At 71.2% G+C, this 24,644-nt stretch carries 22 protein-coding genes; 12 read left to right on the forward strand and 10 right to left on the reverse strand.

All coding sequences use genetic code 11. The features are described from left to right. Positions 1 to 274 precede the first annotated feature (274 nt). Together AC07CM_RS21550 and AC07CM_RS21555 are read right to left on the reverse strand one after the other, a co-directional pair. On the reverse strand, positions 275 to 1,672 hold the full coding sequence (locus tag AC07CM_RS21550) for a CoA transferase (protein ID WP_478878024.1): 1,398 nt from the start codon (positions 1,670 to 1,672) through the stop codon (positions 275 to 277). 132 nt (positions 1,673 to 1,804) lie between these two features. Continuing rightward, the gene (locus AC07CM_RS21555; protein WP_478878025.1) at positions 1,805 to 3,331 is read right to left on the reverse strand and encodes a S8 family peptidase; all 1,527 of its coding nucleotides are present in this window, start codon (positions 3,329 to 3,331) and stop codon (positions 1,805 to 1,807) included. A gap of 284 nt (positions 3,332 to 3,615) precedes the next feature. On the opposite strand from AC07CM_RS21555, the gene AC07CM_RS21560 reads away from it, so the two are divergent. From AC07CM_RS21560 to moaA, 3 genes are all read left to right on the forward strand, one after another. Continuing rightward, a complete protein-coding gene (locus tag AC07CM_RS21560; RefSeq protein WP_478878026.1) occupies positions 3,616 to 3,972 on the forward strand; it encodes a DUF485 domain-containing protein in 357 nt (118 codons plus the stop codon). Then, positions 3,969 to 5,594, forward strand: a complete 1,626-nt coding sequence (locus AC07CM_RS21565; protein ID WP_478878027.1) for a solute symporter family protein — start codon at positions 3,969 to 3,971, stop codon at positions 5,592 to 5,594. Before AC07CM_RS21560 ends, AC07CM_RS21565 begins: the two co-directional genes overlap by 4 nt. Before the next feature lie 155 nt (positions 5,595 to 5,749). Then, on the forward strand, positions 5,750 to 6,739 hold the full coding sequence (gene moaA, locus AC07CM_RS21570) for a GTP 3',8-cyclase MoaA (RefSeq protein ID WP_478878028.1): 990 nt from the start codon (positions 5,750 to 5,752) through the stop codon (positions 6,737 to 6,739). A gap of 182 nt (positions 6,740 to 6,921) precedes the next feature. Here moaA and AC07CM_RS21575 read toward each other — a convergent pair whose 3' ends face one another. Together AC07CM_RS21575 and AC07CM_RS21580 are read right to left on the reverse strand one after the other, a co-directional pair. Next, positions 6,922 to 7,134, reverse strand: coding sequence for a hypothetical protein (locus tag AC07CM_RS21575; RefSeq protein WP_478878029.1), 213 nt, complete (start codon positions 7,132 to 7,134; stop codon positions 6,922 to 6,924). 226 nt (positions 7,135 to 7,360) lie between these two features. After that, positions 7,361 to 7,774 carry a DUF3099 domain-containing protein gene (locus AC07CM_RS21580; protein WP_478878030.1) on the reverse strand — a complete coding sequence of 138 codons (414 nt, stop codon included), beginning with the start codon at positions 7,772 to 7,774 and terminating at the stop codon, positions 7,361 to 7,363. Positions 7,775 to 8,018: 244 nt separating this feature from the next. Here AC07CM_RS21580 and AC07CM_RS21585 point away from each other — a divergent pair, with 244 nt between their 5' ends. Continuing rightward, positions 8,019 to 8,297, forward strand: coding sequence for a GlsB/YeaQ/YmgE family stress response membrane protein (locus tag AC07CM_RS21585; RefSeq protein WP_478878031.1), 279 nt, complete (start codon positions 8,019 to 8,021; stop codon positions 8,295 to 8,297). 56 nt (positions 8,298 to 8,353) lie between these two features. On the opposite strand, the gene tyrS is transcribed toward AC07CM_RS21585, so the two are convergent. The 3 genes from tyrS to AC07CM_RS21600 are packed head-to-tail and all read right to left on the reverse strand — an operon-like array spanning position 8,354 to position 12,593. Continuing rightward, a complete protein-coding gene (tyrS, locus tag AC07CM_RS21590; RefSeq protein ID WP_478878032.1) occupies positions 8,354 to 9,622 on the reverse strand; it encodes a tyrosine--tRNA ligase in 1,269 nt (422 codons plus the stop codon). 56 nt (positions 9,623 to 9,678) lie between these two features. Then, positions 9,679 to 11,073 carry a metallopeptidase TldD-related protein gene (locus tag AC07CM_RS21595; protein ID WP_478878033.1) on the reverse strand — a complete coding sequence of 465 codons (1,395 nt, stop codon included), beginning with the start codon at positions 11,071 to 11,073 and terminating at the stop codon, positions 9,679 to 9,681. Beyond that, on the reverse strand, positions 11,070 to 12,593 hold the full coding sequence (locus AC07CM_RS21600; protein ID WP_478878034.1) for a TldD/PmbA family protein: 1,524 nt from the start codon (positions 12,591 to 12,593) through the stop codon (positions 11,070 to 11,072). The genes AC07CM_RS21595 and AC07CM_RS21600 overlap by 4 nt, the downstream gene beginning before the upstream one ends. Positions 12,594 to 12,841: 248 nt before the next feature. On the opposite strand from AC07CM_RS21600, the gene fabG reads away from it, so the two are divergent. From fabG to AC07CM_RS21615, 3 genes are all read left to right on the forward strand, one after another. After that, on the forward strand, positions 12,842 to 13,546 hold the full coding sequence (fabG, locus tag AC07CM_RS21605; RefSeq protein WP_478878035.1) for a 3-oxoacyl-[acyl-carrier-protein] reductase: 705 nt from the start codon (positions 12,842 to 12,844) through the stop codon (positions 13,544 to 13,546). 5 nt (positions 13,547 to 13,551) lie between these two features. Then, entirely contained in the window at positions 13,552 to 14,319 is a 768-nt protein-coding gene (gene fabI, locus AC07CM_RS21610; RefSeq protein WP_478878036.1) for an enoyl-ACP reductase FabI, read from the forward strand. 158 nt (positions 14,320 to 14,477) lie between these two features. Further along, the gene (locus tag AC07CM_RS21615; protein ID WP_478878037.1) at positions 14,478 to 14,828 is read left to right on the forward strand and encodes a hypothetical protein; all 351 of its coding nucleotides are present in this window, start codon (positions 14,478 to 14,480) and stop codon (positions 14,826 to 14,828) included. Here AC07CM_RS21615 and AC07CM_RS21620 read toward each other — a convergent pair. Next, on the reverse strand, positions 14,806 to 15,498 hold the full coding sequence (locus AC07CM_RS21620) for a FadR/GntR family transcriptional regulator (RefSeq protein WP_478878038.1): 693 nt from the start codon (positions 15,496 to 15,498) through the stop codon (positions 14,806 to 14,808). The two genes, AC07CM_RS21615 and AC07CM_RS21620, sit on opposite strands and share 23 nt — an antisense overlap. Positions 15,499 to 15,622: 124 nt before the next feature. Here AC07CM_RS21620 and AC07CM_RS21625 point away from each other — a divergent pair, with 124 nt between their 5' ends. The 4 genes from AC07CM_RS21625 (at position 15,623) to AC07CM_RS21640 (ending at position 18,076) form a co-directional block, all read left to right on the forward strand. After that, positions 15,623 to 16,927: a CynX/NimT family MFS transporter gene (locus tag AC07CM_RS21625; RefSeq protein WP_478878070.1), complete on the forward strand. Its 1,305-nt coding sequence runs from the start codon at positions 15,623 to 15,625 to the stop codon at positions 16,925 to 16,927. 52 nt (positions 16,928 to 16,979) lie between these two features. Continuing rightward, positions 16,980 to 17,096: an SGM_5486 family transporter-associated protein gene (locus AC07CM_RS21630; RefSeq protein WP_478878039.1), complete on the forward strand. Its 117-nt coding sequence runs from the start codon at positions 16,980 to 16,982 to the stop codon at positions 17,094 to 17,096. Positions 17,097 to 17,272: 176 nt separating this feature from the next. Next, positions 17,273 to 17,479 carry a hypothetical protein gene (locus AC07CM_RS21635; RefSeq protein WP_478878040.1) on the forward strand — a complete coding sequence of 69 codons (207 nt, stop codon included), beginning with the start codon at positions 17,273 to 17,275 and terminating at the stop codon, positions 17,477 to 17,479. A 78-nt stretch (positions 17,480 to 17,557) separates the two neighbouring features. After that, positions 17,558 to 18,076: a SixA phosphatase family protein gene (locus AC07CM_RS21640; RefSeq protein WP_478878041.1), complete on the forward strand. Its 519-nt coding sequence runs from the start codon at positions 17,558 to 17,560 to the stop codon at positions 18,074 to 18,076. A gap of 88 nt (positions 18,077 to 18,164) precedes the next feature. On the opposite strand, the gene serB is transcribed toward AC07CM_RS21640, so the two are convergent. Next, complete coding sequence (gene serB, locus AC07CM_RS21645) at positions 18,165 to 19,373, reverse strand: phosphoserine phosphatase SerB (RefSeq protein ID WP_478878042.1); 1,209 nt, start codon at positions 19,371 to 19,373, stop codon at positions 18,165 to 18,167. Between the two features lie 728 nt (positions 19,374 to 20,101). Next, a complete protein-coding gene (locus AC07CM_RS21650; protein ID WP_478878043.1) occupies positions 20,102 to 21,826 on the reverse strand; it encodes a streptophobe family protein in 1,725 nt (574 codons plus the stop codon). Positions 21,827 to 22,067: 241 nt separating this feature from the next. Here AC07CM_RS21650 and AC07CM_RS21655 point away from each other — a divergent pair, with 241 nt between their 5' ends. Beyond that, complete coding sequence (locus AC07CM_RS21655) at positions 22,068 to 24,596, forward strand: ABC transporter ATP-binding protein/permease (RefSeq protein WP_478878044.1); 2,529 nt, start codon at positions 22,068 to 22,070, stop codon at positions 24,594 to 24,596. Positions 24,597 to 24,644: the final 48 nt, after the last annotated feature.

Genomic DNA, 24,644 nt, shown 5'->3' on the forward strand with positions numbered 1-24,644 from the left:
CACGCCGGGGTCGTCTTCCCCCCTGGTGTCGTGCAGCGTGGCGGCCGTCCCGAAAAGGGGCATAAGGCCGACAAAGCCCACCACCACCAGGCCGCCGCCCCCCCCCCCGCGGCCGGCCCGCCGGGCCGGGCCGCTGGCGTCGGCGGCCTCGGAGGTCGGTCGTCGCAAGGTCACCCCGTGATCCTCACCAGCCGTCGCAGAACCGGGCAAGTCCAGGAAAACGACGGGCACTACGGCATCGCACCCATACGTACGTTTCCGGCCGCCCGGGCACTCACCCCAGGAGGAGTGTTCCTCCCCAGGAGGCCGGGTCCGAACCCCACGGCACGGGAGGCCGGGCCCAGTCGGCGGGGCCGCCCGTGAAGGACACCGGCGACAGGGCGTGCCGCAGCCGGCCGAGACGGCTGTCCGTCTCCGCCAGCCAGGCGTCCGGGCCTTCGTAGGCGGCACCCTCCGTCGCCGGGCCGGGCGGGATCTCGTCCGTCAGCCAGTGCGCGGTACGGGCGAGCGCCAGCCGCACGCAACGGCTGTGTCCGTCGTACGACCGCTCGGTGACCGCCCGCAGGACGGCCGCCGCCAGGAGATATCCGGTGCCGTGGTCCAGCGCCTGCGCGGGCAGCGCGCCCGGCTCTGCGGCCGATCCCTCGGCCGCCGCGATCCCGGTCGCGACCTGTACCAGGCTGTCGAAACCGCGCCGCCCGGCCCAGGGGCCGTACGCGCCCCACGCCGAGACCTGCGCCACGACCAGCCCCGGGCGCCGCTCGGCCAGCGCCTGCGGGGACAGCCCGAACCGGTCGAGGGCGCCCGGCCGGTACCCGGTGACCACGACGTCCGCCGCGGCCAGCAACTCCTCGAAGGTGTCCCGGTCGGTGGTGAGGTCGAGGGTCGCCGACCGCTTCCCGAAGCCCGTGTCGGCGTGCTGGTCCGGCAGTTCGGGCAGCTGCGGGGCGTCCAGCCGCAGCACGTCGGCGCCGAGCAGCGCCAGGGTGCGGGTGGCGACCGGGCCGGCCAGCACCCGGGTCAGGTCGAGGACGCGCAGCCCGGCGGCAGGCAGCAGGGGAGCGGCGGCCGCGTCGAGCGGCGTGAGCACGCGTGCGTGTGCCGAGTCCAGCCGCTCCCGCTCGACCAGCGGCCGTGCGGTCACCTCGGCGGCCTGGGCGTGCTCGGCCCACTCCTTCGGGGTGCGCAGGGCCACGGCGAGGCCGCCGGCGCGGTACACCGTCTCCTCCACCTCGAGGGCGGAGCGCTCGGCGAGCCGGCGCGCCACCTCCTCGGCCGAGGCTCCCCGCGGCAGCCCGAGCGCGCCGAGCAACCTCGCCCGGTGGTGCGGGTAGTTGGCGTGGGTGCGCACCCAGCCGTCGGCCGTCCGCCAGAACCGCGACAGCGGTGCGAAGGCGACCGGCGCCCGCCCGTCGACCTGCAACAGCCGCTCACTGTGGAAGGCGGCGGCGACCGCACCGTCGTCCACCCGGACCCCGGGCACCTCGGGGAGCCCGGCCCGCCGCGCACCCAGCTCGGCGGCGGCCAGCGCACACGCGCCCACACAGGCGCGGGCCAGCTCCCGCACGGGCAGCCCCGAGGACAGCGGCCCCGACCGCACGACGGCCGACACCCGCGACACGTGCGCGGGGTCTCCGCCCAGGGCCGTCCACGCCACACGTTGATTCGTCATGCATCAACTATGCAATATTGATTCAATCAATACATGGAGGACGGCGGATGCGTCGGCCTGGACGGGGCGCGGTGCGTGCGGCGTCCGAGGAGCCACTCGCGCACCGCGCCGACCGTCCTGGTGGGCGCGGGGTTACCGCACCGCGCGGAGCGCGTTGACGACGCCGAAGCCGTAGAAGCCGTTGACGCGCTTGCCGCCGACGCACGTCGCGTCCACGACCCCGTCACCGTCCCCGTCGTAGGGGTCGCTCGGGCAGCCCGGATTGTCGGCCTGGGCCTTCAGCAGGGCCCGCAGCTGCGCCGGAGTGGCGTGCGGGTGGGCCGACTTGAGCAGCGCGGCCACGGCGGCCACGTGCGGGGACGCCATCGAGGTGCCCTGGAGGAAGCCGTACTGGTCGTTCGGCAGCGTGGACAGGATGCGACCGTTCTTCGACGGCGTGTCCGGGATCTGGTACTTGTCGCCGCCCGGCCCCGCCACGTCGACGACGCCTTGGCCGTAGCTGGAGTAGTACGACTTCGTGCCCTTGACGCCCACCGCGCTCACGGTGACCACGCCGGGCAGCTGGGTCGGCACGTCGAAGCACTTGTGCGGGTCGACCGTACGGGGCACCGGGGTGCCGTCGTCGGGGCTGGAGTCGTCCGACAGGGCGTTCGAGTCGAGGTCGTCGTTGGAGTTGCCGGCCGAGGCCACATTGAGCGTGCCCTTGCGCTGTGCGTACAGCTGGGCCCTGTTGACCGCGTCGACGATGGCACGTTGATCGGGGTCGTCCATGCAGTTGTACAGCCACGGGTCGACGTAGTAGCTGTTGTTGGTGACCTCGACGCCGTGGTCCGCCGCGAACACGAAGGCGCAGACCACGCTCTCCGGGTAGAACAGCGAGTTCGCGTCCGGCTGGGCCACCGTGATGCTCGCGACCTTCACCCCGGGCGCCACGCCCGCCACGCCTATGCCGTTGCGGGCCGCGGCGATCTCGCCCGCCACATGGGTGCCGTGGTAGTGGTCGGCGTCCACCGGCCGCCAGGCGCCGTACGTCGTGTCCGCCTTGCCGCTCACACAGTTCGCCGACTGGGACGCGGAGAAGTTCGGGGCGATGTCCGGGTGCGTGTCGTCGACACCCGTGTCGATCACCCCGACGGTCACATTCCTGCTTCCGGGGTTCACCTTCGCGGCCTTGTCGGCACCGATCGCCCGCAGATCCCACTGGTCGGCCTCGAGGGGCTCCTCGCCCGTCGTGGCGCCCTCGGCGATCTTCGCGGCCTCCGCCTTCGACAGGACCTGCACCGCGCCCTCGTCCGTCGTGCCGGCCGCGCTCAGCGGAGCGGTACGCGTGGCACCGGCCGAGTCCACACCGCGCACCGCGCGCATCCGCTCGCCGAAGTCGGGGTTCGCGGAGTGGACGACGATCACCCCGATCCGGTCGTAACTCGCCACGACCGTGCCGCCGTTGCGCGCGATCGCCCGCTGCACCGACTCGATCGTGCGGTGGTCCGTCCCGGTGTTGACGACGTACGCGAGGTTCGGGCCGTCCGCGGCCCGCGCCGCCGTGGCCGCCGGGGTCGACGCCGAGGCCGCCGTCGGCAGGAAACCGAGCGAGGCGGTCAGCGACAGCACGACCGGCACGGCGAGCGCGAGTCGGCGTCTGGAACGCAGATGAGCCATGGGATCTCCACATCATCCGGATACAAAACCGCCCGAGACGCAGGTGGTGCTCGGGCAGGTACATGACGGGTGGTGCAGGGCGAAGCTATCTTCCGGAGCTGATCTCCGAAAGAGCCCGGCGGACTTGAACCGCTCCGCGCGTGGCGCCGTGACCGTGGACGGAGGGCCCAGCAGGATCGTGGCCCTCACCGGAATCACGTTCGGTAGTCGATCAATGACTGGCTGTAGCGTGACCCTGTTCCTGTGAGGTCAGTAAGCGCATGTCCGCAACGCGAGGAGACTCCGTGGCCACCGAGACACCGCCCCCCGCGAAACCCCAAGCCCACCTTCCCTCCACCGAGGAGTTCACCGAGGTGCAGCAGAGCGCGGAGTTCGGTGAACTACGCCGCTCCCACCGCTCCTTCGCCTTCCCCCTGACCGTCGCCTTCATCACCTGGTACCTGCTCTACGTGCTGCTCTCCAACTACGCGGGCGGCTTCATGGGCACCAAGGTGGCCGGCAACGTCAACGTCGCCCTCGTCCTGGGCCTCGCCCAGTTCCTCACCACGTTCCTCATCGCCTGGTGGTACGCGCGGCACGCCGCCGCCAAGCTCGACCCGAAGGCCGAGGCCATCAAGTCCCGGATGGAGGGCGGAGCATGAGCCCCGCACAGCACACCCTGCTCGCCGCCGGCGAGGCGAGCGAGCACCGGACGCTGATCGTCACCCTGTTCGCGGTGTTCGTCGCCGCGACCCTCGTCATCACCGTCTGGGCGGGCCGGCAGACCAAGGACGCCGCCGACTTCTACGCCGGTGGCCGCCAGTTCACCGGCTTCCAGAACGGCCTCGCCGTCTCCGGCGACTACATGTCCGCCGCGTCCTTCCTCGGCATCGCCGGCGCCATCGCCCTCTTCGGGTACGACGGCTTCCTGTACTCCATCGGCTTCCTGGTCGCCTGGCTGGTGGCCCTGCTGCTGGTCGCCGAACCGCTGCGCAACTCCGGCCGCTACACGATGGGCGACGTGCTCGCGTACCGCATGCGCCAGCGCCCCGTGCGCACCGCGGCCGGCACCTCGACCATCGTCGTGTCGATCTTCTACCTGCTCGCGCAGATGGCGGGCGCCGGCGTCCTGGTCTCGCTGCTCCTGGGCATCACCAGCGACGGCGGCAAGATCGGCATCGTCGCCCTGGTCGGCGTGCTGATGATCGTGTACGTCACCATCGGCGGCATGAAGGGCACCACCTGGGTCCAGATGGTCAAGGCGGTGCTGCTGATCGCGGGCGCCGTGCTGCTGACCTTCCTGGTCCTGCTGAAGTTCCACTTCAACATCTCGGACCTGCTCGGCAAGGCCGCCGACAACAGCGGCAAGGGCTCCGCGTTCCTCGAGCCCGGCCTGAAGTACGGCGCCACCGGCACCACCAAGCTGGACTTCATCTCGCTCGGCATCGCCCTGGTCCTGGGCACCGCCGGCCTGCCGCACATCCTGATCCGCTTCTACACCGTTCCCACCGCCAAGGCCGCCCGCAAGTCGGTCATCTGGGCGATCGGCCTGATCGGCGCCTTCTACCTGATGACCCTCGCCCTGGGCTTCGGCGCGGCCGCGCTGATCAAGCCGGAGGAGATCATCGCCTCCAACAAGGCGGGCAACACGGCCGCCCCGCTCCTCGCCCTGCACCTGGGCGGGGTGGACTCCAACTGGGGCGCGATCCTGCTCGCCACCATCTCGGCGGTCGCGTTCGCCACGATCCTCGCGGTCGTCGCGGGCCTGACCCTGGCCTCCTCCTCGTCCTTCGCGCACGACATCTACGCGAACGTGATCAAGAAGGGGCAGGCCACCGAGAAGCAGGAGATCAACGCGGCCCGCTACGCCACCGTCGGCATCGGCGCCGTCTCGATCGTCCTCGGCGCCCTCGCCCGCGACCTGAACGTCGCCGGACTCGTCGCCCTCGCCTTCGCGGTCGCCGCCTCCGCCAACCTGCCGACCATCCTCTACAGCCTGTTCTGGAAGCGGTTCACCACCACGGGCGCCCTGTGGTCGATCTACGGCGGCCTGGTCACCGCCGTCGGTCTGGTGCTGTTCTCGCCGGTGGTGTCCGGCAAACCGACCTCGATGTTCCCCGACGTCGACTTCCACTGGTTCCCGCTGGAGAACCCGGGGATCATCTCGATCCCGGTCGGATTCCTGCTGGGCGCACTGGGAACACTCCTGTCCAAGGAGGTCCCGGACGCCGGCAAGTACGCGGAGCTGGAGGTGCGGTCCCTGACCGGGACGGGAGCCCACTGAGCTTCGTACGGACGGCCGCGTCGTTCAGGACTGTACGGTCCTACGACGCGGCCGCGTCCCACCTCGTGGGATCGGGCCGTCGTCGTTGTCAGCGGTCTCACGTAGGCTCACTGGTGACGGAAAATGAGTGCTCCGGAACGAGGGAGGGGGCCCACGTGCTCATCGACACCTACGGCCGAGTGGCCACCGACCTGAGGGTCTCGCTGACCGACCGTTGCAATCTGCGCTGCACCTACTGCATGCCCGAGGAAGGCCTGCAGTGGCTGTCCAAGCCCGACCTGCTCACGGACGACGAGATCGTCCGCCTGATCGACATCGCGGTCCGCCTGCTCGGCATCGAGGAGGTCCGCTTCACCGGCGGCGAGCCCCTGCTGCGCCCCGGCCTGGTCGGCATCGTCGAGCGCGTCGCGGCTCTCGCCCCGCGCCCCCAGATGTCGCTCACGACGAACGGCATCGGCCTCAGGCGCACCGCACCCGCCTTGAAGGCGGCGGGCCTGGACCGGGTCAACGTCTCCCTGGACACGCTCCGCCCGGACGTCTTCAAGAGACTCACCCGCCGCGACCGGCACAAGGACGTCATCGAGGGCCTCCAGGCCGCGCGCGAGGCCGACCTCGCCCCGGTCAAGGTCAACTCCGTCCTGATGCCGGGCCTGAACGAGGACGAGGCCCCCGACCTGCTGGCCTGGGCCGTCGAGAACGACTACGAGCTGCGCTTCATCGAGCAGATGCCGCTCGACGCCCAGCACGGCTGGAAGCGCGAGGGCATGGTCACCGCCGGGGACATCCTGGCCTCCCTGCGCACCCGCTTCGACCTCACCCCCGAGGGCGCGGACGAGCGCGGCTCGGCACCGGCGGAGCGCTGGCTGGTGAACGGCGGACCGCACCGGGTCGGTGTGATCGCCTCGGTCACCCGCCCGTTCTGCGCGGCCTGCGACCGCACCCGCCTGACCGCCGACGGCCAGATACGCACCTGTCTGTTCGCGATGGAGGAAACCGACCTACGGTCGGCCCTGCGCTCCGGCGCCCCAGACGAGGAGATCGCCCGCATCTGGCGTCTGGCGATGTGGGGCAAGAAGGCGGGAGCGGGCCTGGACGACCCCTCCTTCGTCCAGCCGGACCGCCCTATGTCGGCGATCGGCGGCTAGGCGCCAGGGGTCCGCTGCGCCTGGAGTGCCGGGCAACACGCGGGCCGCGCCTGGCAGGCACGGCCCCATTCGTGGCTCGTGGCCGGGCGATGGAAGGACGGCACGGGGCGTGCGTCGCCCGGCACCGGAACATCATGATTGATCTGAGGTTCTCCTGAGCTCGGGCCGCGACCGGCCCGGGATCACCCTTCGCGCGCTTCCCACTCCGCGAACTTCACGACTTCCTTCAGGAAGCCCCGCACTCCCAGGAACTGTGAGAGGTGCTCGCGGTGCTCCTCGCAGGCGAGCCATGTCTTGCGCCGTTCCGGCGTGTGAATCGTCGGGTTGTTCCATGCCAGCACCCACACTGCGTCGGCACGGCAGCCCTTGGCGGAACAGATGGGCGTCTCACTCACAGGTTCGTCTCACAGCACGGGTGCGGAACAAGGCGACGCCGAGCAGCCACGGGGGGAGCTGCCCGGCGTCGGTCCGTCGCTCCGACGGGGGATGCGGAGCGCGTACGCAGTATGTCATGGGTCACCCGCCGCCCGGCACTGGAACTGCACGATTGATCTGAGCTTTTCTTGAGCTTCACGGGGGACGGCATTCCGTTTCCTGCCGCTTCCCTCGCGTCCACCATGGTCACGCTCTCTCGGGCCGCTCCCCACGCACCCCCGCCGCCGGATCCGGCGGCGCGTCCTCCGCGACGGATTCCGTCTGCGCCTCATCCCGCGCCGCATCCTCCTGCGCACGCGGCGGCGTGATCATCGGCCGCGTCGGCGCGGTGACGAAGGTCGACGGAAGGGAGGGCGGGCGCTCCCGGCCCGCGTTCGCGATCACCACGGCGACATAGGGGAGGACGGCACCCAGCACCAGCGCCACGACGGCGACGTACCGTTCGACGTTCCACAGCGTGGCCGCAAGGATCACCGAGGCGGTTCGGATCGTCATCGAGATGACGTACCGCCGCTGCCGGCCTCGTACGTCCTCGGCCAGTCCGGTCCGGGCGCCGGTGATCCGGAACACCTGGACGTTGCCGCCGTGCTGCTTCCGCATCAGATTCCACCATCCGCCCGCATCGGACTCTCCCCGGCCCGCACCTTCGTCCACACCGGCGGGGAACCGGTCCAGGACACTCCCACGTTACGCCGCGGCCGCGCGGCCCACGAGACCGGGTCGCCCACCTGCCTGCGCGAACGCCTTCGGCCCCGGCGCGTACGGGCGCACCCGACATGCGCCGTACCACGGACGGGCCGAGACTGGCCGTAATGCTCACGTCGAGCCGTACGAGGAGGCAGCCATGGGCTGGTTGTGGGCGATCATCGTGGGATTCGTCCTGGGCCTCATCGCGAAGGCGGTCATCCCGGGCAAGCAGCACAGCCCCCTCTGGCTGACCACCATCTGCGGCATCCTGGGCGCGATCGTCGGCAACGCGATCGCCCGCGCCCTCGGCGTCGGGGAGACCCGCGGCATCGACTGGAGCCGGCACGCCTTCCAGCTCATCGCCGCGATCATCATCGTCTTCGCCGTCGACATGCTCTACATGGCGACGCTGGGCAAGAACAAACAGCAGGCCTGACGACCGACACGCGAAAGGGCGGTTCCCGAAGCGGGAACCGCCCTTCGCCGTACGTCCTAGGCGCCGGTGACCTCCACGGCGGCCAGGTTCCTCTTACCCCGCCGCAGCACCAGCCAGCGCCCGTGCAGCAGATCCTCCTTCGCGGCGACCGCGTCCTCGGCCGTGACCTTCACGTTGTTCACGTAGGCCCCGCCCTCCTTCACGGTCCGCCGGGCAGCGGACTTGCTGGGCACGAGGCCGACCTCGGCGAACAGGTCGACCACCTGGCCCAGCTCGGCGACCTGGACGTGCGGCACCTCGGACAGCGCGGCCGCCAGCGTCCTGTCGTCCAGCTCCGCCAGCTCGCCCTGGCCGAACAGGGCCTTGGACGCGGCGATCACGGCGGCCGTCTGGTCGGCGCCGTGCACCAGCGTCGTCAGCTCCTCGGCGAGCGCGCGCTGTGCGGCACGGGCCTGCGGACGCTCCTCGGTCTGCTGCTCCAGCTCCTCCAGTTCCGCACGGGACTTGAAGGACAGGATCCGCATGTACCGCGAGATGTCACGGTCGTCCACGTTCAGCCAGAACTGGTAGAACGCGTAAGGCGTCGTCATCTCCGGGTCGAGCCAGACGGCGCCGCCCTCGGTCTTGCCGAACTTGGTGCCGTCCGCCTTGGTCATCAGCGGGGTGGCCAGGGCGTGCGCCTCGGCCTCCGGCTCCAGCCGGTGGATCAGGTCGAGACCGGCGGTGAGGTTGCCCCACTGGTCGCTGCCGCCCTGCTGGAGCGTGCAGCCGTACCGCCGGTACAGCTGCAGGAAGTCCATGCCCTGCAGGATCTGGTAGCTGAACTCGGTGTAGCTGATGCCCTGGTCGGACTCCAGGCGGCGGGCCACGGAGTCCTTGGTCAGCATCTTGTTGACACGGAAGTGCTTGCCGATGTCCCGCAGGAACTCGATCGCGGAGAGGTTCGCGGTCCAGTCGAGGTTGTTCACCATGACGGCCGCGTTCTCGCCCTCGAAGGACAGGAACGGCTCGATCTGGGCGCGCAGCTTGCCCACCCAGCCGGCCACCGTCTCCGGGTCGTTCAGCGTGCGCTCGGCGGTCGGGCGCGGGTCACCGATCAGCCCCGTCGCGCCGCCGACCAGCGCCAGCGGCCGGTGCCCGGCCTGCTGGAGCCGGCGCACCGTGAGCACCTGCACCAGATGCCCCACGTGCAGCGACGGCGCGGTCGGGTCGAAGCCGCAATAGAACGTGACGGGACCGTCCGCGAGCGCCTTGCGCAAAGCGTCCTCGTCGGTGGACAGGGCGAACAGGCCCCGCCACTTCAGCTCGTCGACGATGTCCGTCACGGTTCTCGTGTCTCCTCGGTGATCTTCGGGCGGTCGGGTGACAGCCGCCTACGAGGTTATACGCCCTGACTGACAGAGCTCATGTTGAAATCGGGGATCCGCAGCGCGGGCATCGCGGCCCGGGTGAACCAGTCGCTCCACTCGCGCGGCAGCGTCTTCTCGGTGCGTCCGGCCTCCGCGGCCCGGCCGAGCAGGTTCACCGGCGACTCGTTGAACCGGAAGTTGTTCACCTGCCCGGTCACCTCGCCGTTCTCCACGAGGTAGACGCCGTCCCGGGTCAGCCCGGTGAGCAGCAGGGTCGCCGGGTCGACCTCGCGGATGTACCACAGGCAGGTCAGCAGCAGCCCGCGCTCGGTGTCCGCGACCATCTCGTCCAGGGAGCGGTCCTGCCCGCCGTCCAGGATCAGGTTCCCGAGCGCCGGGGCGACCGGCAGCCCGGTCAGGGCCGCGCTGTGGCGGGTGGTGGTCAGGTGCTTCAGCACGCCCTCGCCGATCCACTCGGTGGGTCGCGCCGGCAGTCCGTTGTCGAACACGGACAGGTCGCCGCCGGAGGAGTGGGCGACCACGAAGGGTGGGCACTCCAGGCCCGGCTCGTTCGGGTCGCTGCGCAGGGTCAGCGGCAGCTCGCTCAGCTTCTCGCCGACACGTGTGCCGCCGCCCGGCTTGGAGAACACCGTCCGGCCCTCGGCCGCGTCCCGGCCCGAGGCCGACCACAGCTGGTAGATCAGCAGGTCGGCGACCGCGGTCGGCGGCAGCAGCGTCTCGTACCGGCCCGCGGGCAGCTCCACGCGCCGCTCGGCCCAGCCGAGCCGCACCGCCAGCTCGGCGTCCAGCGCCCCGGGATCGACGTCCTTGAAGTCCCGTGTGGACCGGCCCGCCCACGCGGAGCGGGTCCGGTCCGGGGACTTGGCGTTCAGCTCGAGCGTGCCGGTGGGCTGGTCGTGCCGCAGACGCAGCCCGGTGGAGGTGCCCACGTACGTCGAGACCAGCTCGTGGTTGGCGAAGCCGTACAGCTCGCGGCCGCCGGCACGCGCGCGTGCGAAGGCCTCGCCGAGCGCGGGGGCGAAGTCCGCGAAGACGGCGGAGGAGGTCTCGGCGGGCGCGTCGGTGAAGTCGGGGGACTCCGGAACACCGCTGATCAGCGGCTGGGCGTCCTCGGCGGGCCCGGCTCCGCGCGCGGCGGCCTCGGCGGCCCGCACCAGCGGCTCCAGCTCCTCGGCGGTCACGGCGGACCGCGAGACGACACCGGAGGCGGTGCCCTCCTGCCCGTCCACCGTCGCGATCACCGTGAGGGTACGGCCGCGGGTGACACCGTTGGTGGTGAGCGCGTTGCCCGCCCAGCGCAGGTTGGCGGTGGAGTGCTCGTCGGCGATCACGACACAGCCGTCGGCCCGGGACAGCGCCAGCGCCTGCTCGACGACCTCGTGCGGCTTGTGCGTACGGGCGCTCATCGACCGGCCTCCTGCGTGGTGTTCAGAATGTTGACGCCCTTGAAGAGGGCGGAGGGGCACCCGTGGGACACGGCGGCGACCTGGCCCGGCTGGGCCTTGCCGCAGTTGAAGGCGCCGCCCAGGACATAGGTCCCCGGACCGCCCACGGCCGCCATCGAGCCCCAGAAGTCGGTGGTCGTGGCCTGGTACGCGACGTCCTTCAGCTGCCCGGTGATCCGCCCGTTCTCGATCCTGAAGAAGCGCTGCCCGGTGAACTGGAAGTTGTACCGCTGCATGTCGATCGACCAGGACCGGTCACCGACCACGTAGATGCCCCGGTCGACGCCGCCGATCAGGTCCTCGGTGGACAGTCCGGCGGGATCCGGCTGCAGCGACACGTTGGCCATGCGCTGCACCGGGACATGGCCCGGGGAGTCGGCGAACGCGCACCCGTTGGACCGCTCGAACCCGGTCAGCCGCGCGATCCTGCGGTCCAGCTGGTAGCCCACCAGCGTGCCGTCCTTCACCAGGTCCCAGGACTGCGCCTCGACGCCCTCGTCGTCGTACCCGACGGTCGCCAGGCCGTGCTCGGCGGTGCGGTCACCGGTGACGTTCATCAGCTCGGAGCCGTACCTCAGCTTGCCCAGCTGGTCGAAGGTGGCGAAGGACGTGCCCGCGTAGGCCGCCTCGTAGCCGAGCGCCCGGTCCAGCTCGGTGGCGTGCCCGATGGACTCGTGGATGGTCAGCCACAGGTTGGACGGGTCGACCACCAGGTCGTACGGGCCGGGCTCCACGCTCGGCGCCCGCATCTTCTCGGCCAGCAGCCCCGGGATCCGCTCCAGCTCGTCGTCCCAGTCCCAGCCGGTCCCGGTCAAGTACTCCCAGCCGCGCCCCACCGGCGGCGCGATGGTCCGCATCGAGTCGAACTCACCGCTCGACTCGTCCACCGACACCGCCGTCAGCTGCGGATGCAGCCGCACCCGCTGCTGGGTGGTCACGGTCCCGGCCGTGTCCGCGTAGAACTTGTTCTCGTGCACGGTGAGCAGCGACGCGTCCACATGGTTCACGCCGTTCGCCGCCAGCAGCCGGGTGCTCCACTCCGCCAGCAGCGCGGTCTTCTCCTCGTCGGGCACCGAGAAGGGGTCGATCTCGTACGACGAGATCCACGTCCGGTCGGTGTGCACCGGCTCGTCGGCCAGCTCGACCCGCTCGTCGGACCCGGCCGCCCTGATCACCTGCGCCGAGAGCTTCGCCATCGCCACCGCCTGCGAGGCGACCTTGGCGGCCGCGTCCAGGGTCAGGTCCACCCCGGACGCGAAGCCCCACGTACCGCCGTGCACGACCCGGACCGCGTACCCGAGGTCGGTGGTGTCCGACGATCCCGCCGGCTTGGCGTCCCGCAGTCGCCAGGACGCGCTGCGCACCCGCTCGAACCGGAAGTCCGCATGCTCGACCCCCAGCGCACGCGCGCGTGCGAGCGCGGCGTCGGCCAGGGCCCTTAGCGGAAGCGCCGTGAAGGCTTCGTCGATGGAATGAGGCACGGAGGTCTCCCTGCTGTCGTGGCCTGTCGGCTCCGATCATGGCGCGGGAGCGCCCCGGGGGACCACAGGTTTCGCTCCGGTGCCGGGCCTTTCTGTAGGGATCCGACAGCGACGCACTCCCGCCACTGTCGGTGCCCGCTTCCCCGGGGAAGCGGCGCGACCGATAGGTTTCGGATGAAGCCGCCTGCCATCCAGGTGTCCGGGCGGGTTGTCGGACTGCATCAGACCGCTATCGAAAGGGTGATCCGTTGAGCCGCTCGGTTCTCGTCACCGGAGGTAACCGGGGCATCGGCCTCGCCATCGCCCGCGCTTTCGCCGACGCCGGCGACAAGGTCGCAATAACGTACCGCTCGGGTGAGCCGCCGGCCGGCTTCCTCGCCGTCAAGTGCGACATCACCGACGCCGAGCAGGTGGAGCAGGCCTACAAGGAGATCGAGGAGCAGCACGGTCCGGTCGAGGTCCTCATCGCCAACGCCGGCGTCACCAAGGACCAGCTCCTGATGCGCATGTCCGAGGAGGACTTCACCTCGGTCATCGACACCAACCTCACCGGCACCTTCCGCGTGGTCAAGCGCGCCAACCGCGGCATGCTGCGGGCCAAGAAGGGCCGCGTCATACTGATCTCCTCCGTGGTCGGTCTGCTCGGCTCGGCGGGGCAGGCGAACTACGCCGCCTCCAAGGCCGCCCTCGTCGGCTTCGCGCGTTCTCTCGCCCGTGAGCTGGGCTCGCGCAACATCACCTTCAACGTCGTCGCGCCCGGCTTCGTCGACACCGACATGACCAAGGCGCTCACCGAGCAGCAGCGCGAGGGCATCGTCTCGCAGGTGCCGCTCGGCCGTTACGCGCAGCCGGAGGAGATCGCCGCGACGGTGCGGTTCCTCGCCTCGGACGACGCCTCGTACATCACTGGAGCCGTCATCCCCGTTGACGGCGGACTGGGAATGGGTCACTGATCACCATGAGCGGAATCCTCGAGGGCAAGCGCGTCCTGATCACCGGTGTGCTGATGGAGTCCTCCATCGCCTTCCACACCGCCAAGCTGGCTCAGGAGCAGGGCGCCGAGATCATCCTCACCGCCTTCCCGCGTCCCACGCTCACCGAGCGCATCGCCAAGAAGCTGCCGAAGCCCACCAAGGTCATCGAGCTGGACGTCACCAACGAGGAGCACCTCGGGCGTCTCGCCGACGTCGTCGGCGAGGAGCTGGGCGGCCTGGACGGTGTCGTCCACTCCATCGGTTTCGCCCCGCAGGACGCGCTCGGCGGCAACTTCCTCAACACGCCGTTCGAGTCGGTCGCCACCGCCATGCACGTCTCGGCGTTCTCCCTGAAGTCGCTGACCATGGCCTGCCTGCCGCTGATGCAGAACGGCGGCTCGGTCGTCGGCCTCACCTTCGACGCCCAGTACGCCTGGCCGCAGTACGACTGGATGGGCCCGGCCAAGGCCGCCCTCGAGGCCACCAACCGGTACATGGCGCGCGACCTGGGCAAGCAGAACATCCGCTGCAACCTCATCTCGGCGGGCCCGATCGGCTCCATGGCCGCCAAGTCCATCCCGGGCTTCGCGGAGCTGGCGTCCGTCTGGGACACCCGTGCGCCCCTGGAGTGGGACCTGAAGGACCCGGAGCCGGCCGGCCGCGGTGTCGTCGCCATGCTGAGCGACTGGTTCCCGAAGACCACCGGCGAGATCGTTCACGTGGACGGCGGTCTGCACGCCATCGGCGCGTGACCCCCGGCTGACGCAGACGCCCCGTTCCCGCAGCGTGCGGGAGTGGGGCGTCACTCGTTCGGCGTACCCGGCCGGGCGGGGCCGGGAGCCTGCGGCGCATTCTGGAGTACGGGTTCACCCCGCGCATCCCTCCGCAGCCCGGCCGAGGAGGTCCCCTTGTGCGCCTGTCCCGCAGCCTGGCCCCGGTGACCGTGGCCGTCGCCCTCGTGCTCTCTCTGCCGTACGACGCGATGCCGCACACGCGCGCGGGGGACGGCAGACCGTCCGCGCCGAGCCTGTTCGGCGCCGCGTGCCGTACGGCCGTCCACCGCTCCCGTGTGGTGGCCTACTGCCACAACCCCTATGTCGACACGGACCGGGTGCGCCTGCACATCGAGTGCGCCCGCTGGTGGGACATCGACACCGACAGCGCCCCGGTGGACGCCGCGGCCGCCATGACCGTACGGCTGACCGGCCGGTGCTGGAAGGAAGTCGGCTCGGTGTGGATCAGTCACCAGAAGGCGCGCTGAACTTCTCCGGACGGCACAGGAACGGATAGCTCGCGGCCTCGGTGCCGGCGGCCTCGGCGTCACCCGCGCGGACCGCGTCCACCAGCCGGGCGTGCTCCATGTACGACTCCGGTGTCAGCTCGGCGCCGACGTCCGCGCGCAGCCAGTCCCGCAGCACCTCGCCCAGGTCGGCGTACATCGCGGTCATCACGTCGTTGTGGGAGGCGGCCACCACGGCCAGGTGGAAGGTCGCGTCGGCGGCGACGAACGCCTCGGCGTCGCCGGTCTCCCAGGCCTCCTCGCGCCGCAGCAGGAGCGCGTCCAGTTGTTTGAGGTCCTTCTCGGTGCGCCGCTCGGCGGCCAGCCGGGCCGCCGCCGACTCCAGCGTCGAACGCAGCTCGGCGATGTGCCGGGGATCGGCGTCGGCGAACCGCCGGTGCATCACGCCCGCCAGCTCGCTCGTCGCGGCCACGTAGGTGCCCGAGCCCTGGCGGATGTCCAGCAGACCGTTGTGGGCGAGCGCGCGGACCGCCTCGCGCACGGTGTTACGGGCGACACCCAGCAGCTCGACCAGCTCCGGCTCGGTCGGGATGCGCGAGCCGACCGGCCACTCGCCGGAGGCGATCTGGTTGCGCAGTTCGGCGATGACCTGCTCGGACAGCGCCGAACGGCGCGGGTGGCTCAGGGGCATGGCACACCTTCGCACGTGAGGCCCGGGAGGAAGCGGCCCGGGGATGGACAACCAATCATCCCATGATTCTATGATGGTCGACATGGCTAGTGAGGAAACCCGGACCGTGGAAACCCGCACGGAGATGTCTTCGACCGAACCCGGTACGACCGGTACGACCACCAAAGCGCGCGCCCGGAAGGCGCCCGCCACGCGTGCGTGGGCGACACGGCTGGTCGTGGTCGGCATCGTGCTGTCCGCGCTGAACCTCCGACCCGCCATCACGAGCCTCGGCGCGCTCCTGGAGGAGGTGCGCGACGGACTCGGCATGAGCGGCAGCGTGGCCGGGCTGCTCACCTCCGTGCCCCCGCTGTGCTTCGCCGTCTTCGGGGTCACCGCGCCCCGGCTCGCCCGTCGCTTCGGACCGGGCGCGGTGGTGTGCGCCGGCATGGTCGCCATCACCGCCGGCCTGCTGATACGCCCCTACGCCGGAAACACGGCCGGTTTCCTGGCCGCCAGCGCGCTCGCCCTGATGGGCATCGCCGTCAGCAACGTGCTGATGCCGGTCATCGTCAAGCGCTGGTTCCCCGACCGGGTCGGCTCCATGACCGGCCTGTACTCCATGGCCCTCGCCCTCGGCACCTCCCTCGCGGCCGCCGTCACCGTGCCCATGACCGATGCGCTCGGCGGCGGTTGGCAGTCCGGGCTCGCCGTCTGGGCGGGGCTCGCGGCCGTCGCCGTACTGCCCTGGCTCCCGCTGGTGCGGGACCGGGGAGCCGACCCGTCGCCGGAACCTGCGGCGGGGGAGCAGCCGCGGCAGGCCGCCGTCCGCGAGGCGGACGAGCAGCGGCAGCAGCCCGCACTGCGCATCACCCGCAGCCGCACCGCCTGGGCGCTCGCCGTCTTCTTCGGACTCCAGGCCACCGCCGCGTACATCACGATGGGCTGGATGGCCCAGATCTTCCGCGACGCCGGTGTCCCCGCGGGCACGGCGGGCATGCTCCTCGCCGTCACCATGGTGATGGGCGTGCCCCTGGCCTTCGTCATCCCGCGGGTCGCCACCCGGTTGCCCCACCAGGGGCCCATCGTGCTGGTCCTGGGCGTCTGCGGCCTCGCCGGATACGCCGGCCTGTACTTCGCGCCGGCGGCCGGCGCCTGGGCCTGGGCCGTGCTGCTGGGCGTCTCCAACTGCGCGTTCCCGCTGGCCCTGACGATGGTCGGGATGCGGGCCCGGACCGGTCCGGGCGTGGTCCAGCTGTCCGCGTTCGCGCAGAGCACCGGCTACCTGATCTCCATCCCCGGCCCGCTGCTGGTCGGCGTCCTCTACCAGCACAGCGGCGGCTGGGGGGTGCCGATCGCCCTCATGACGGCCCTGATGCTGCCCCAGATGGCGGTGGGCTTCCTGGCGGGCCGCGACCGTGTCGTGGAGGACGAGGCGGCGGGACGCTGATCCGCCGCACCCCGGCGGAAGGGGCGCGCGCGAAAGGTGCGAGACTTGCCGCATGCCTGTGCTCGACCCGAACCCCCAGAACGGCCAGAAGAAGCTGCTGCTCGTCCTCGGCTCGTTCCTCGCCATCTTCGTGATCATCGCCGTCATCGCGACGATCGCCTCGCCCTGACCCGGCCCGACCCGTTTCGTGCCCTGGTGGTGGGGCTGGCCCCACCATCCCCTAGGGGGTCAGGGTCAGGGTCAAGTGGGTGGGTCACCGGATGGGTTCGCCGCCCCGGGTTCCGTAGCTTCGAGATGTGACCGCACGACGCGGCCAGGACCACTCGAGGACCCACGGAGGCGACCATGCCGGCGCGCACGCACACCCGGCCCCATCCGGCGCCCACGGCCGGTGTCGACATCCGGCTCCGCTGGTGGGCGCTCACCCTGCCCGCCCTCGCCTTCATCGCGCTGCTCGCGCTGATACTGAACCCGGCGGACGCCCACGCGGCGAGCGGCGACCCGGCGATCACGCAGCTCCTCGAGCGCGTGCAGCAGCTGCTCGCACGCTGAGGGGGAGCCTCCCCACGCGGTGAATCCGCATGTCAACTCCCTGCGCCGCGTGGCCTGTTTCATGCGAAGCTGGGACCCATGAGCGTCGCAGAACCCCGTAGGATCGTCCTCTTCCGGCATGCGAAAGCCGACTGGCCCCAGGTGTCCGACCATGAGCGCCCCCTCGCCGAGCGGGGCCGCACGGACGCCGCGGTCGCCGGACGCAAGCTGGCCGACACCGGTATCACCTTCGACCTGGCCCTCTGCTCCACCTCGGTCCGGACCCACGAGACCTGGAAGCTCGCCGTCCACGAGCTCGCGCACCGGCCGAAAACCGTCTACGAGGAGCGGGTCTACGAGGCCTCGCCCGGCGAGCTGATCGCCGTGCTCAACGAGATCCCGGACGACGTGCAGAACGCCATCCTGATCGGCCACAACCCGGGCGTGCACGGCCTGGCCGAGATCCTGGCCGGCGGGGCCGAGGGCGACGCCCGCGAGCGGATGAACCGCCGTGGCTTTCCCGCCGCCGGCTTCGCGCTGCTGACCTTCGACGGCACCTGGAAGAGCCTGGAGCCGGGCGTGACCACACTGACGGACTACTGGGCGCCCTCCGAGTGACGGCACCCACGCCAGAGGGCCCGGCACCGCAGCGGTGCCGGGCCCTCTGGCGCGACGCGTGCACGAGCCCCTCGCGGGGCGGGGCGGCTCATCCCTCGTCGTGGGTGTCGGCCGCCTCGACCTCCTCACGGGTGACGCCCAGCAGATACAGGACCGTGTCCAGGAAGGGGAAGTTCACCGCCGTGTGCGCCGCCTCGCGGACCACCGGCTTGGCGTTGAAGGCGACACCGAGACCGGCCGCGTTCAGCATGTCCAGGTCGTTGGCGCCGTCGCCGATCGCCACCGTCTGGGACAGCGGCACCCCGGCCTCGGCGGCGAACCGGCGCAGCAGCCGCGCCTTGCCCGCACGGTCCACGATCTCGCCGGTGACCCGCCCCGTCAGCTTCCCGTCGACGATCTCCAGCGCGTTGGCCTGCGCGAAGTCCAGCCCCAGCCGCTCCTTCAGATCGTCCGTGACCTGGGTGAACCCACCGGAGACGACACCGACTTGATAGCCTAGGCGCTTCAGCGTGCGGATGAGGGTGCGCGCGCCCGGCGTCAGCCGCACCTCGTTGCGCACCTTCTCCACCACCGAGGCGTCCAGCCCCTCGAGCAGCGCCACGCGCGCGTGCAGCGACTGCTCGAAGTCCAGCTCTCCGCGCATCGCGGCCGCCGTCACCTCGGCCACCTTGTCCTCGCAGCCGGCGTGCGCGGCGAACAGCTCGATGACCTCGTCCTGGATGAGGGTGGAGTCCACGTCCATGACCACCAGCCGCTGGGCGCGCCGGTGCAGGCCGGCCGAGACGACGGCGATGTCGACACCCAGTGCCGCCGCGTCGGACGCCAGGGCTGTGCGCAGCGGCTCGGTCTCCACCCCGGAGACGGCGAACTCCACCGCGGTCACCGGGTACTTGGCGAGGCGGAAGATACGGTCGATGTTGCCGCCCGCCTTGGCGATCCGGGCGGCGACGGCGGCCGTCGACTCCGCGGTGAGGGGGTGACCGAGAACGGTCACCAGGGAGCGCCCGAGACCGCGCGGGCGGTTGTCGCCGTGCCCCGAGATGATCTCCGCCTGCATCTTCATCGACTCGGCCCAGCTGTGCACGGTGGCCCTGAGGTCACCCTCGAGGCCGATCGGCGGCTGAGTGACCAGCACGCAGAGCACCAGGCGGCCCCGGGTGACGACCTGCTCGATGTCGACCACGTCGACGAGGTAGGCGGCAAGGGTGTCGAAGAGGCCGGCCGTGATGCCCGGCCTGTCCTTGCCGAAAATCTTGACGAGGAGAGTGGGGACCTCGGAGGTCTGCGAAGCGCTCATGGTGTCACCACCGTATCCGGCACCCAGTGCCTTCCGCCCGTGAGGTCCGCCTGACGGACACGGAACAATGGGTGTCCGGCCGATGTCGTGGATCTTGCCCCTCGGCGACACCCGCCCGACCCGACACCCGCGCCACGGTCCTGGCTCCACCACGACTGTGCCACGGCGAAGGCCCGGACGCAGGGCAAGGGGATGCGGCCGCCCCCGGGGCATCCCCGGACACCACGAACGCCGCCACCGAGGTGCCCCCGAGGACGGTGCCGCCGTCAGGCCCGAGGACGGCGCCACCGTCACGCCCCAGGGACGGCGCCGGTCATACGCGCATCCCGAAGTCGCCCGCATGGCGCGCGGCCGCACCGAGGCGCCTGCCATGCGGCCCCACGGTGACGGCCCTCGCCCTGCAGCCTCACCGAGGTGTTCCGACTCGCAGCTTCACCGAGGTGTCTCCCGGGCGTGCGGTCTCAAGGGTGCCCCCGGGCGTGCGGCCCCGGGACGCGCAGCCTCACCGAGGTGTTCCGACGCAGCTTCACCGAGGTGCCTCCCGGGCGTGCGGTCTCAAGGGTGCCCCCGGACGTGGAGCCCGGGACGCGCAGCCTCACCGGGCGCCCCCGTCGGGCAGTCCCACGGTGACGCCCCCGCCCCGCAGGTCCACCCAGGCATCTCGGAATGCGCCGCAGCCCGGCCAGGCGCCCATCGCAGATCCCCTCGGCGTCTGCGCCCTCGCGGGCTCACCTCCTCGGTCGCCCCGGTGGACGGGGTGGCAGGGGTGGAGGGGGTGGTGGGCCCCCGTCCGGTGTGTCCGGGGCGTCCGGCGGGCGGTCATGGCGGTGCGGGTCGGGGCGGCGGCCTCGGGGCGCGGGGGGAGGCGGGCCGAAGGGCCGGGCGATGGTGGGGGCGCCGTACACGTCGTCGCGGGCCGACGGCGGCCGTGCGTCCTCGGGCTCCGACCGCAGCTCCTCCGGCACCCGCAGATACGGATTGGTGCCGGGGTTCGGCGGCCGGTACGGCCTGCTCGGCTCATAGGGTCCGGCCCCGCTGCCGTACCCGCCGTCCGCCGCGACCACCTTGCCCCGTCCCGGCCACACCGCCCGCGCCCCTGCCGCACCCGTCGCCCGGGCGAGCAGCGCTCCCACCGCCCCGGCTCCCGCGCCCCACACGGCACCCAGGAGCAGTGCCATGCCCAGGTGCCCGTGCAGTTCGATGCCCGCGCCGAAGGCGTCGAAGCCCAGCACGGACAGCGAGGCGTTCACCGAGACGTCCGCCAGCCAGGCGAGGAAGGGCAGGGCGAGCGCGGCCGCGATCCCGAGCCGCAGGGCGCAGCGCCCGGCGAACCCCGCCGCACCGCCCTGCCCGTGCGCCGGCGTCCGCACCGCCGTCAGCACCCCGGCCAGCAGCATCATCAGCGCCGCCGCCACCGCGAGCAGCCACACCCGACCGTCCAGCTCGGCCAGCCGGCCCACCGTGACCGGCCGGCCGGAATCCGAGCTCAGCAGCCGGTCGAGAGGGTGCGGCAGCACCGTGCCCAGGGCGCCGGTGGCCCTGCCGTCCCAGGGGACGAACAGGCCGACGGGGATGCCGAGCCACACGCCGTTCGGCGCGCCCAGCAGGGCCGCGCCCGCGACCCGGCGCGGGTGGTCGTCGCCGATCGCCGCGTACGCCGCCGCCGCGAGCCCGGCGGCCACGGCCACGAGCAGCACGGTGACGAGCGCCGAGACGGCCGGCCGCACCACTCGGTGCACGGCGTCCCAGCCGGGCGGCAGGGGAGTGCGGCGGGAGGCGAGCAGAGCGATCAGCAGGACGCCGGCGGACCAGCCGAGGCCACCGAGCAGGGTGGGCGCGGTGTCCACGGTGAAACCGACGGCGGCCTTCGCGTGGATCAGATCACCGATCCGGTCCGGCAGCAGCCCCCCGACGTCCCCGACGCCGGGAATGTTCAGGCCACCGCCCTTGCCGCCGCCGGGCAGCCGGTTCAGGCCGAGCGATCCGCCGTCGATCGTGATGACGTCGTGCCCGGCCCAGGCCAGCCCGCCCAGGGTCGCCACGAAGAGGGCGACCACTGCCCCCGCGCGCGCGAGGAGTTCGGCCGGCGCGATCACAACTCCCGCCGTGCGAAGGGACCGTAGGAAGAACCACGACAGCAGCAGCGCACCGACCAGGCTCACCCCGAGTGGCGTGATCTCGACGGCCGTGTGGGCCTCCGCGCCCTTCAGTCCGAAAGCGGACACATCGCCCGACGGTGAGACCGAACCACCCGCCCCGAGCGCCACAACAGCCGCTGTCATGGGGCCGAGTGAGCCCGCCGCGTCCGCCTGCAGCAGGTGCAGACCCAGCGCGGCCGTGCTCGCCATTCCTATCAACGCCCAGCTCACGGCGGCGATCGCGGACAGCAGGATGTCGGTCCATGGCAGCGAAGTGCCGTGCCGTGCGGTCTCGACGCCCGTGGCAGCGCTCATGGCAGACCCCCCGATCCGCGGTGCGGTACCGCAGCCGCGCTTGTCCCCCTCGCGGGGGATTACCACTCTCCGGCCCGGTTTCAACCCCGTCAACGGGGCGAGTCGAAGCGTGCGGCGGCGCCCTTGGCAAGGCCCGGCTTTCGGTCATGGGGCCGAGCCTGAAATAGTTCCCCCCGATGTTCGACATCCCTAGACTCCCTGTGATGGGGGTAATTCGGGGGACAACTCAGTGGGGCATGGAGTGCCGGAACTCGTACTGGAATCAAACGGACGGACCTGGACGCTCGACCCGTCCAGGCCCTACACCCTCGGACGCGATCCGCAGGGTGACATCGTCTTCGACGACGCCAGGGTCTCCTGGCGCCACGCCACGGTCAGCTTCGACGGCCGCAGTTGGGTCATCGAGGACCACGGCAGCACCAACGGCACCTTCGTGCAGGGGCAGCGGATCCACCAGGTGGAGATCGGCCCCGGCTCGGCGGTGCACCTCGGCAACGCGACCGACGGACCGCGCCTGAACCTCTCGGGCGCCGCGGCCGTCCAGCAGCAGCCGCAGGCGGCACCGTACGCCGCCCAGGGTGCCGGTGCCGGCTGGGCGCAGCAGCCCGCCCCGCAGGCCGACTGGCAACAGCCGCAGCAGGCGAACCAGCCGTCGGCGTTCCCGCAGCAGCAGAGTGGTCCGCCGGAGAAGTACGCGCAGAAGACGCCCGGTGGTGGCGCGGGGGCGCCGCCGGTCTACGGCGACCGCAGCCCGACGACGTTCCACCAGTTCTCCGTCGGCCGCGTGATGCGCATCGGCCGTGCCCTGGAGAACGAGTTGGTCGTCTCCGACCTGCAGGTCTCCCGGCACCACGCCGAGTTCCACTCGACGCCCGACGGCCGCTTCGAGATCCGCGACCTGGGCTCGCACAACGGCACCTACGTCAACGGCCAGCCGATCACCAAGGGCGGCTCGGCGGTACTCGGCCCGAACGACATCGTCGGCGTCGGCCACTCCACCTTCCGTATCGTCGGCGACCGCCTCGAGGAGTTCGTCGACACCGGTGAGGTCTCCTTCTCCGCGCGCCATCTGACCGTCACGGTCGACGGCGGCAAGCAGATCCTGAAGGACGTCTCCTTCGGCGTCCCGGAGAAGTCCCTGGTCGCGGTCATCGGCCCGTCCGGATCCGGCAAGTCCACGCTGCTGAAGGCGCTCACCGGCTACCGGCCCGCCAACCAGGGCGAGGTCCTGTACGACAACCGGAACCTCTACAAGCAGTTCGCCGAGCTGCGCCAGCGCATCGGTCTGGTCCCGCAGGACGACATCCTGCACAAGGAGCTGACCGTCAAGAAGGCCCTGAAGTACGCGGCCAAGCTGCGCTTCCCGGCCGACACCACGGCGCAGGAGCGCGACGCCCGCATCGACGAGGTGCTGCGCGAACTGAAGCTGGACATCCACAAGGACAAGAAGGTCACGTCCCTCTCCGGTGGCCAGCGCAAGCGTGTCTCGGTGGCCCTGGAGCTGCTCACCAAGCCGTCCCTGATCTTCCTGGACGAGCCGACCTCCGGCCTCGACCCGGGCATGGATCGCGACGTGATGCAGCTGCTGCGCGGCCTGGCCGACGACGGCCGTACGGTCCTCGTGGTCACCCACTCGGTGGCCGAGCTGGCATTGTGCGACAAGCTCCTGGTGATGGCGCCGGGCGGAGCGGTCGCCTACTTCGGACCGCCCGAGGAGGCGCTGAACTTCTTCGGCTACGACACCTGGGCCGACGTCTTCTCCGCCTTCGAGAACTACCGCGACTACGACTGGGCGGGCCGCTGGAAGGGCTCGCAGCACTACCAGATGTACGCCGCGGACATCGACGCGGTCGCCCCACAGTCCGTACACATGCCTCCGCCACAGGCCATCAAGCCGCCCAAGCCGCAGGCCTGGGGCTCGCAGCTGATGACCCTGATCCGGCGGTACGTTGCGGTCATCGCCTCCGACAAGGGCTTCCTGGCGCTGACGGTGATCCTGCCCGCGGTGCTCGGCGCGGTCAGCCTGCTGATCGACCACAACCGGGGTCTGCTGGTCAACGAGGCGGTCAACCCGAGGACCGGCGTGCACGTCCCGAACGGCACCGCCACCACCGTTCTGCTGATCCTCGCGGTCGGCGCGTGCTTCGCGGGCGCCGCGAACTCCGTGCGTGAGCTGATCAAGGAACGGGTGATCTACGAGCGGGAGCGCGCGACCGGTCTGTCCCGCTCGGCCTACCTGATGTCCAAGGTGGTCGTGCTCGGCGCCGTCACGGTGCTCCAGGGCCTGATGGTCGGCCTGATCGGCTTCTCCAGCCGCGAGATCCCCGACCAGGGGCTCGTCCTCGGCAGCTCGACGCTGTTCGAGCTGTGCCTGCCGATCATGGCGCTCGGCTTCACCTCGATGATGTTCGGCCTGGTGATCTCGTCGCTGGTGAAGACCGCCGAGAAGACCATGCCCCTGCTGGTGATGTTCGCGATCATCCAGGTCGTGTTCACCGGCTGCCTCTTCACCCTGCACGGCACCCTCGGCGTCAACGAGTTCTCGTACCTGATGCCGTCGCGCTGGGCGGTGGCCGCGGCCGGCGCCACGCTGGACTTCAACAACATCGCGCCCAACACCGACGACCCGGGCAGCACCGACCCGCTGTGGAACCACCAGGCGTCGGCCTGGGGCCTGGACATGGTCGCGCTGATCGTCCTCGGTGTGGTCTGCGGCTTCTTCGTCGCCCGCTTCCTGCGCCGGCACGAGCCGGAGGTCATGCGGAAGTAACCGCGGTCGCACACGCGAAGGGCGGTACCCCCCGAGGGGTACCGCCCT

The organism is Streptomyces sp. NPDC044061, assembly GCF_056434305.1.

Coding starts and splice junctions, on each gene's coding strand:
- AC07CM_RS21555 (WP_478878025.1), bottom strand. CDS start 3,331: ATGGCTCATCTGCGTTCCAGACGCCGACTCGCGCTCGCCGTGCCGGTC.
- fabI (WP_478878036.1), top strand. CDS start 13,552: ATGAGCGGAATCCTCGAGGGCAAGCGCGTCCTGATCACCGGTGTGCTG.
- AC07CM_RS21620 (WP_478878038.1), bottom strand. CDS start 15,498: ATGCCCCTGAGCCACCCGCGCCGTTCGGCGCTGTCCGAGCAGGTCATC.
- AC07CM_RS21585 (WP_478878031.1), top strand. CDS start 8,019: ATGGGCTGGTTGTGGGCGATCATCGTGGGATTCGTCCTGGGCCTCATC.
- AC07CM_RS21630 (WP_478878039.1), top strand. CDS start 16,980: ATGCCTGTGCTCGACCCGAACCCCCAGAACGGCCAGAAGAAGCTGCTG.
- AC07CM_RS21565 (WP_478878027.1), top strand. CDS start 3,969: ATGAGCCCCGCACAGCACACCCTGCTCGCCGCCGGCGAGGCGAGCGAG.
- AC07CM_RS21650 (WP_478878043.1), bottom strand. CDS start 21,826: ATGAGCGCTGCCACGGGCGTCGAGACCGCACGGCACGGCACTTCGCTG.
- AC07CM_RS21595 (WP_478878033.1), bottom strand. CDS start 11,073: ATGAGCGCCCGTACGCACAAGCCGCACGAGGTCGTCGAGCAGGCGCTG.
- AC07CM_RS21635 (WP_478878040.1), top strand. CDS start 17,273: ATGCCGGCGCGCACGCACACCCGGCCCCATCCGGCGCCCACGGCCGGT.
- AC07CM_RS21640 (WP_478878041.1), top strand. CDS start 17,558: ATGAGCGTCGCAGAACCCCGTAGGATCGTCCTCTTCCGGCATGCGAAA.
- serB (WP_478878042.1), bottom strand. CDS start 19,373: ATGAGCGCTTCGCAGACCTCCGAGGTCCCCACTCTCCTCGTCAAGATT.
- AC07CM_RS21625 (WP_478878070.1), top strand. CDS start 15,623: ATGTCTTCGACCGAACCCGGTACGACCGGTACGACCACCAAAGCGCGC.
- AC07CM_RS21580 (WP_478878030.1), bottom strand. CDS start 7,774: ATGCGGAAGCAGCACGGCGGCAACGTCCAGGTGTTCCGGATCACCGGC.
- AC07CM_RS21550 (WP_478878024.1), bottom strand. CDS start 1,672: ATGACGAATCAACGTGTGGCGTGGACGGCCCTGGGCGGAGACCCCGCG.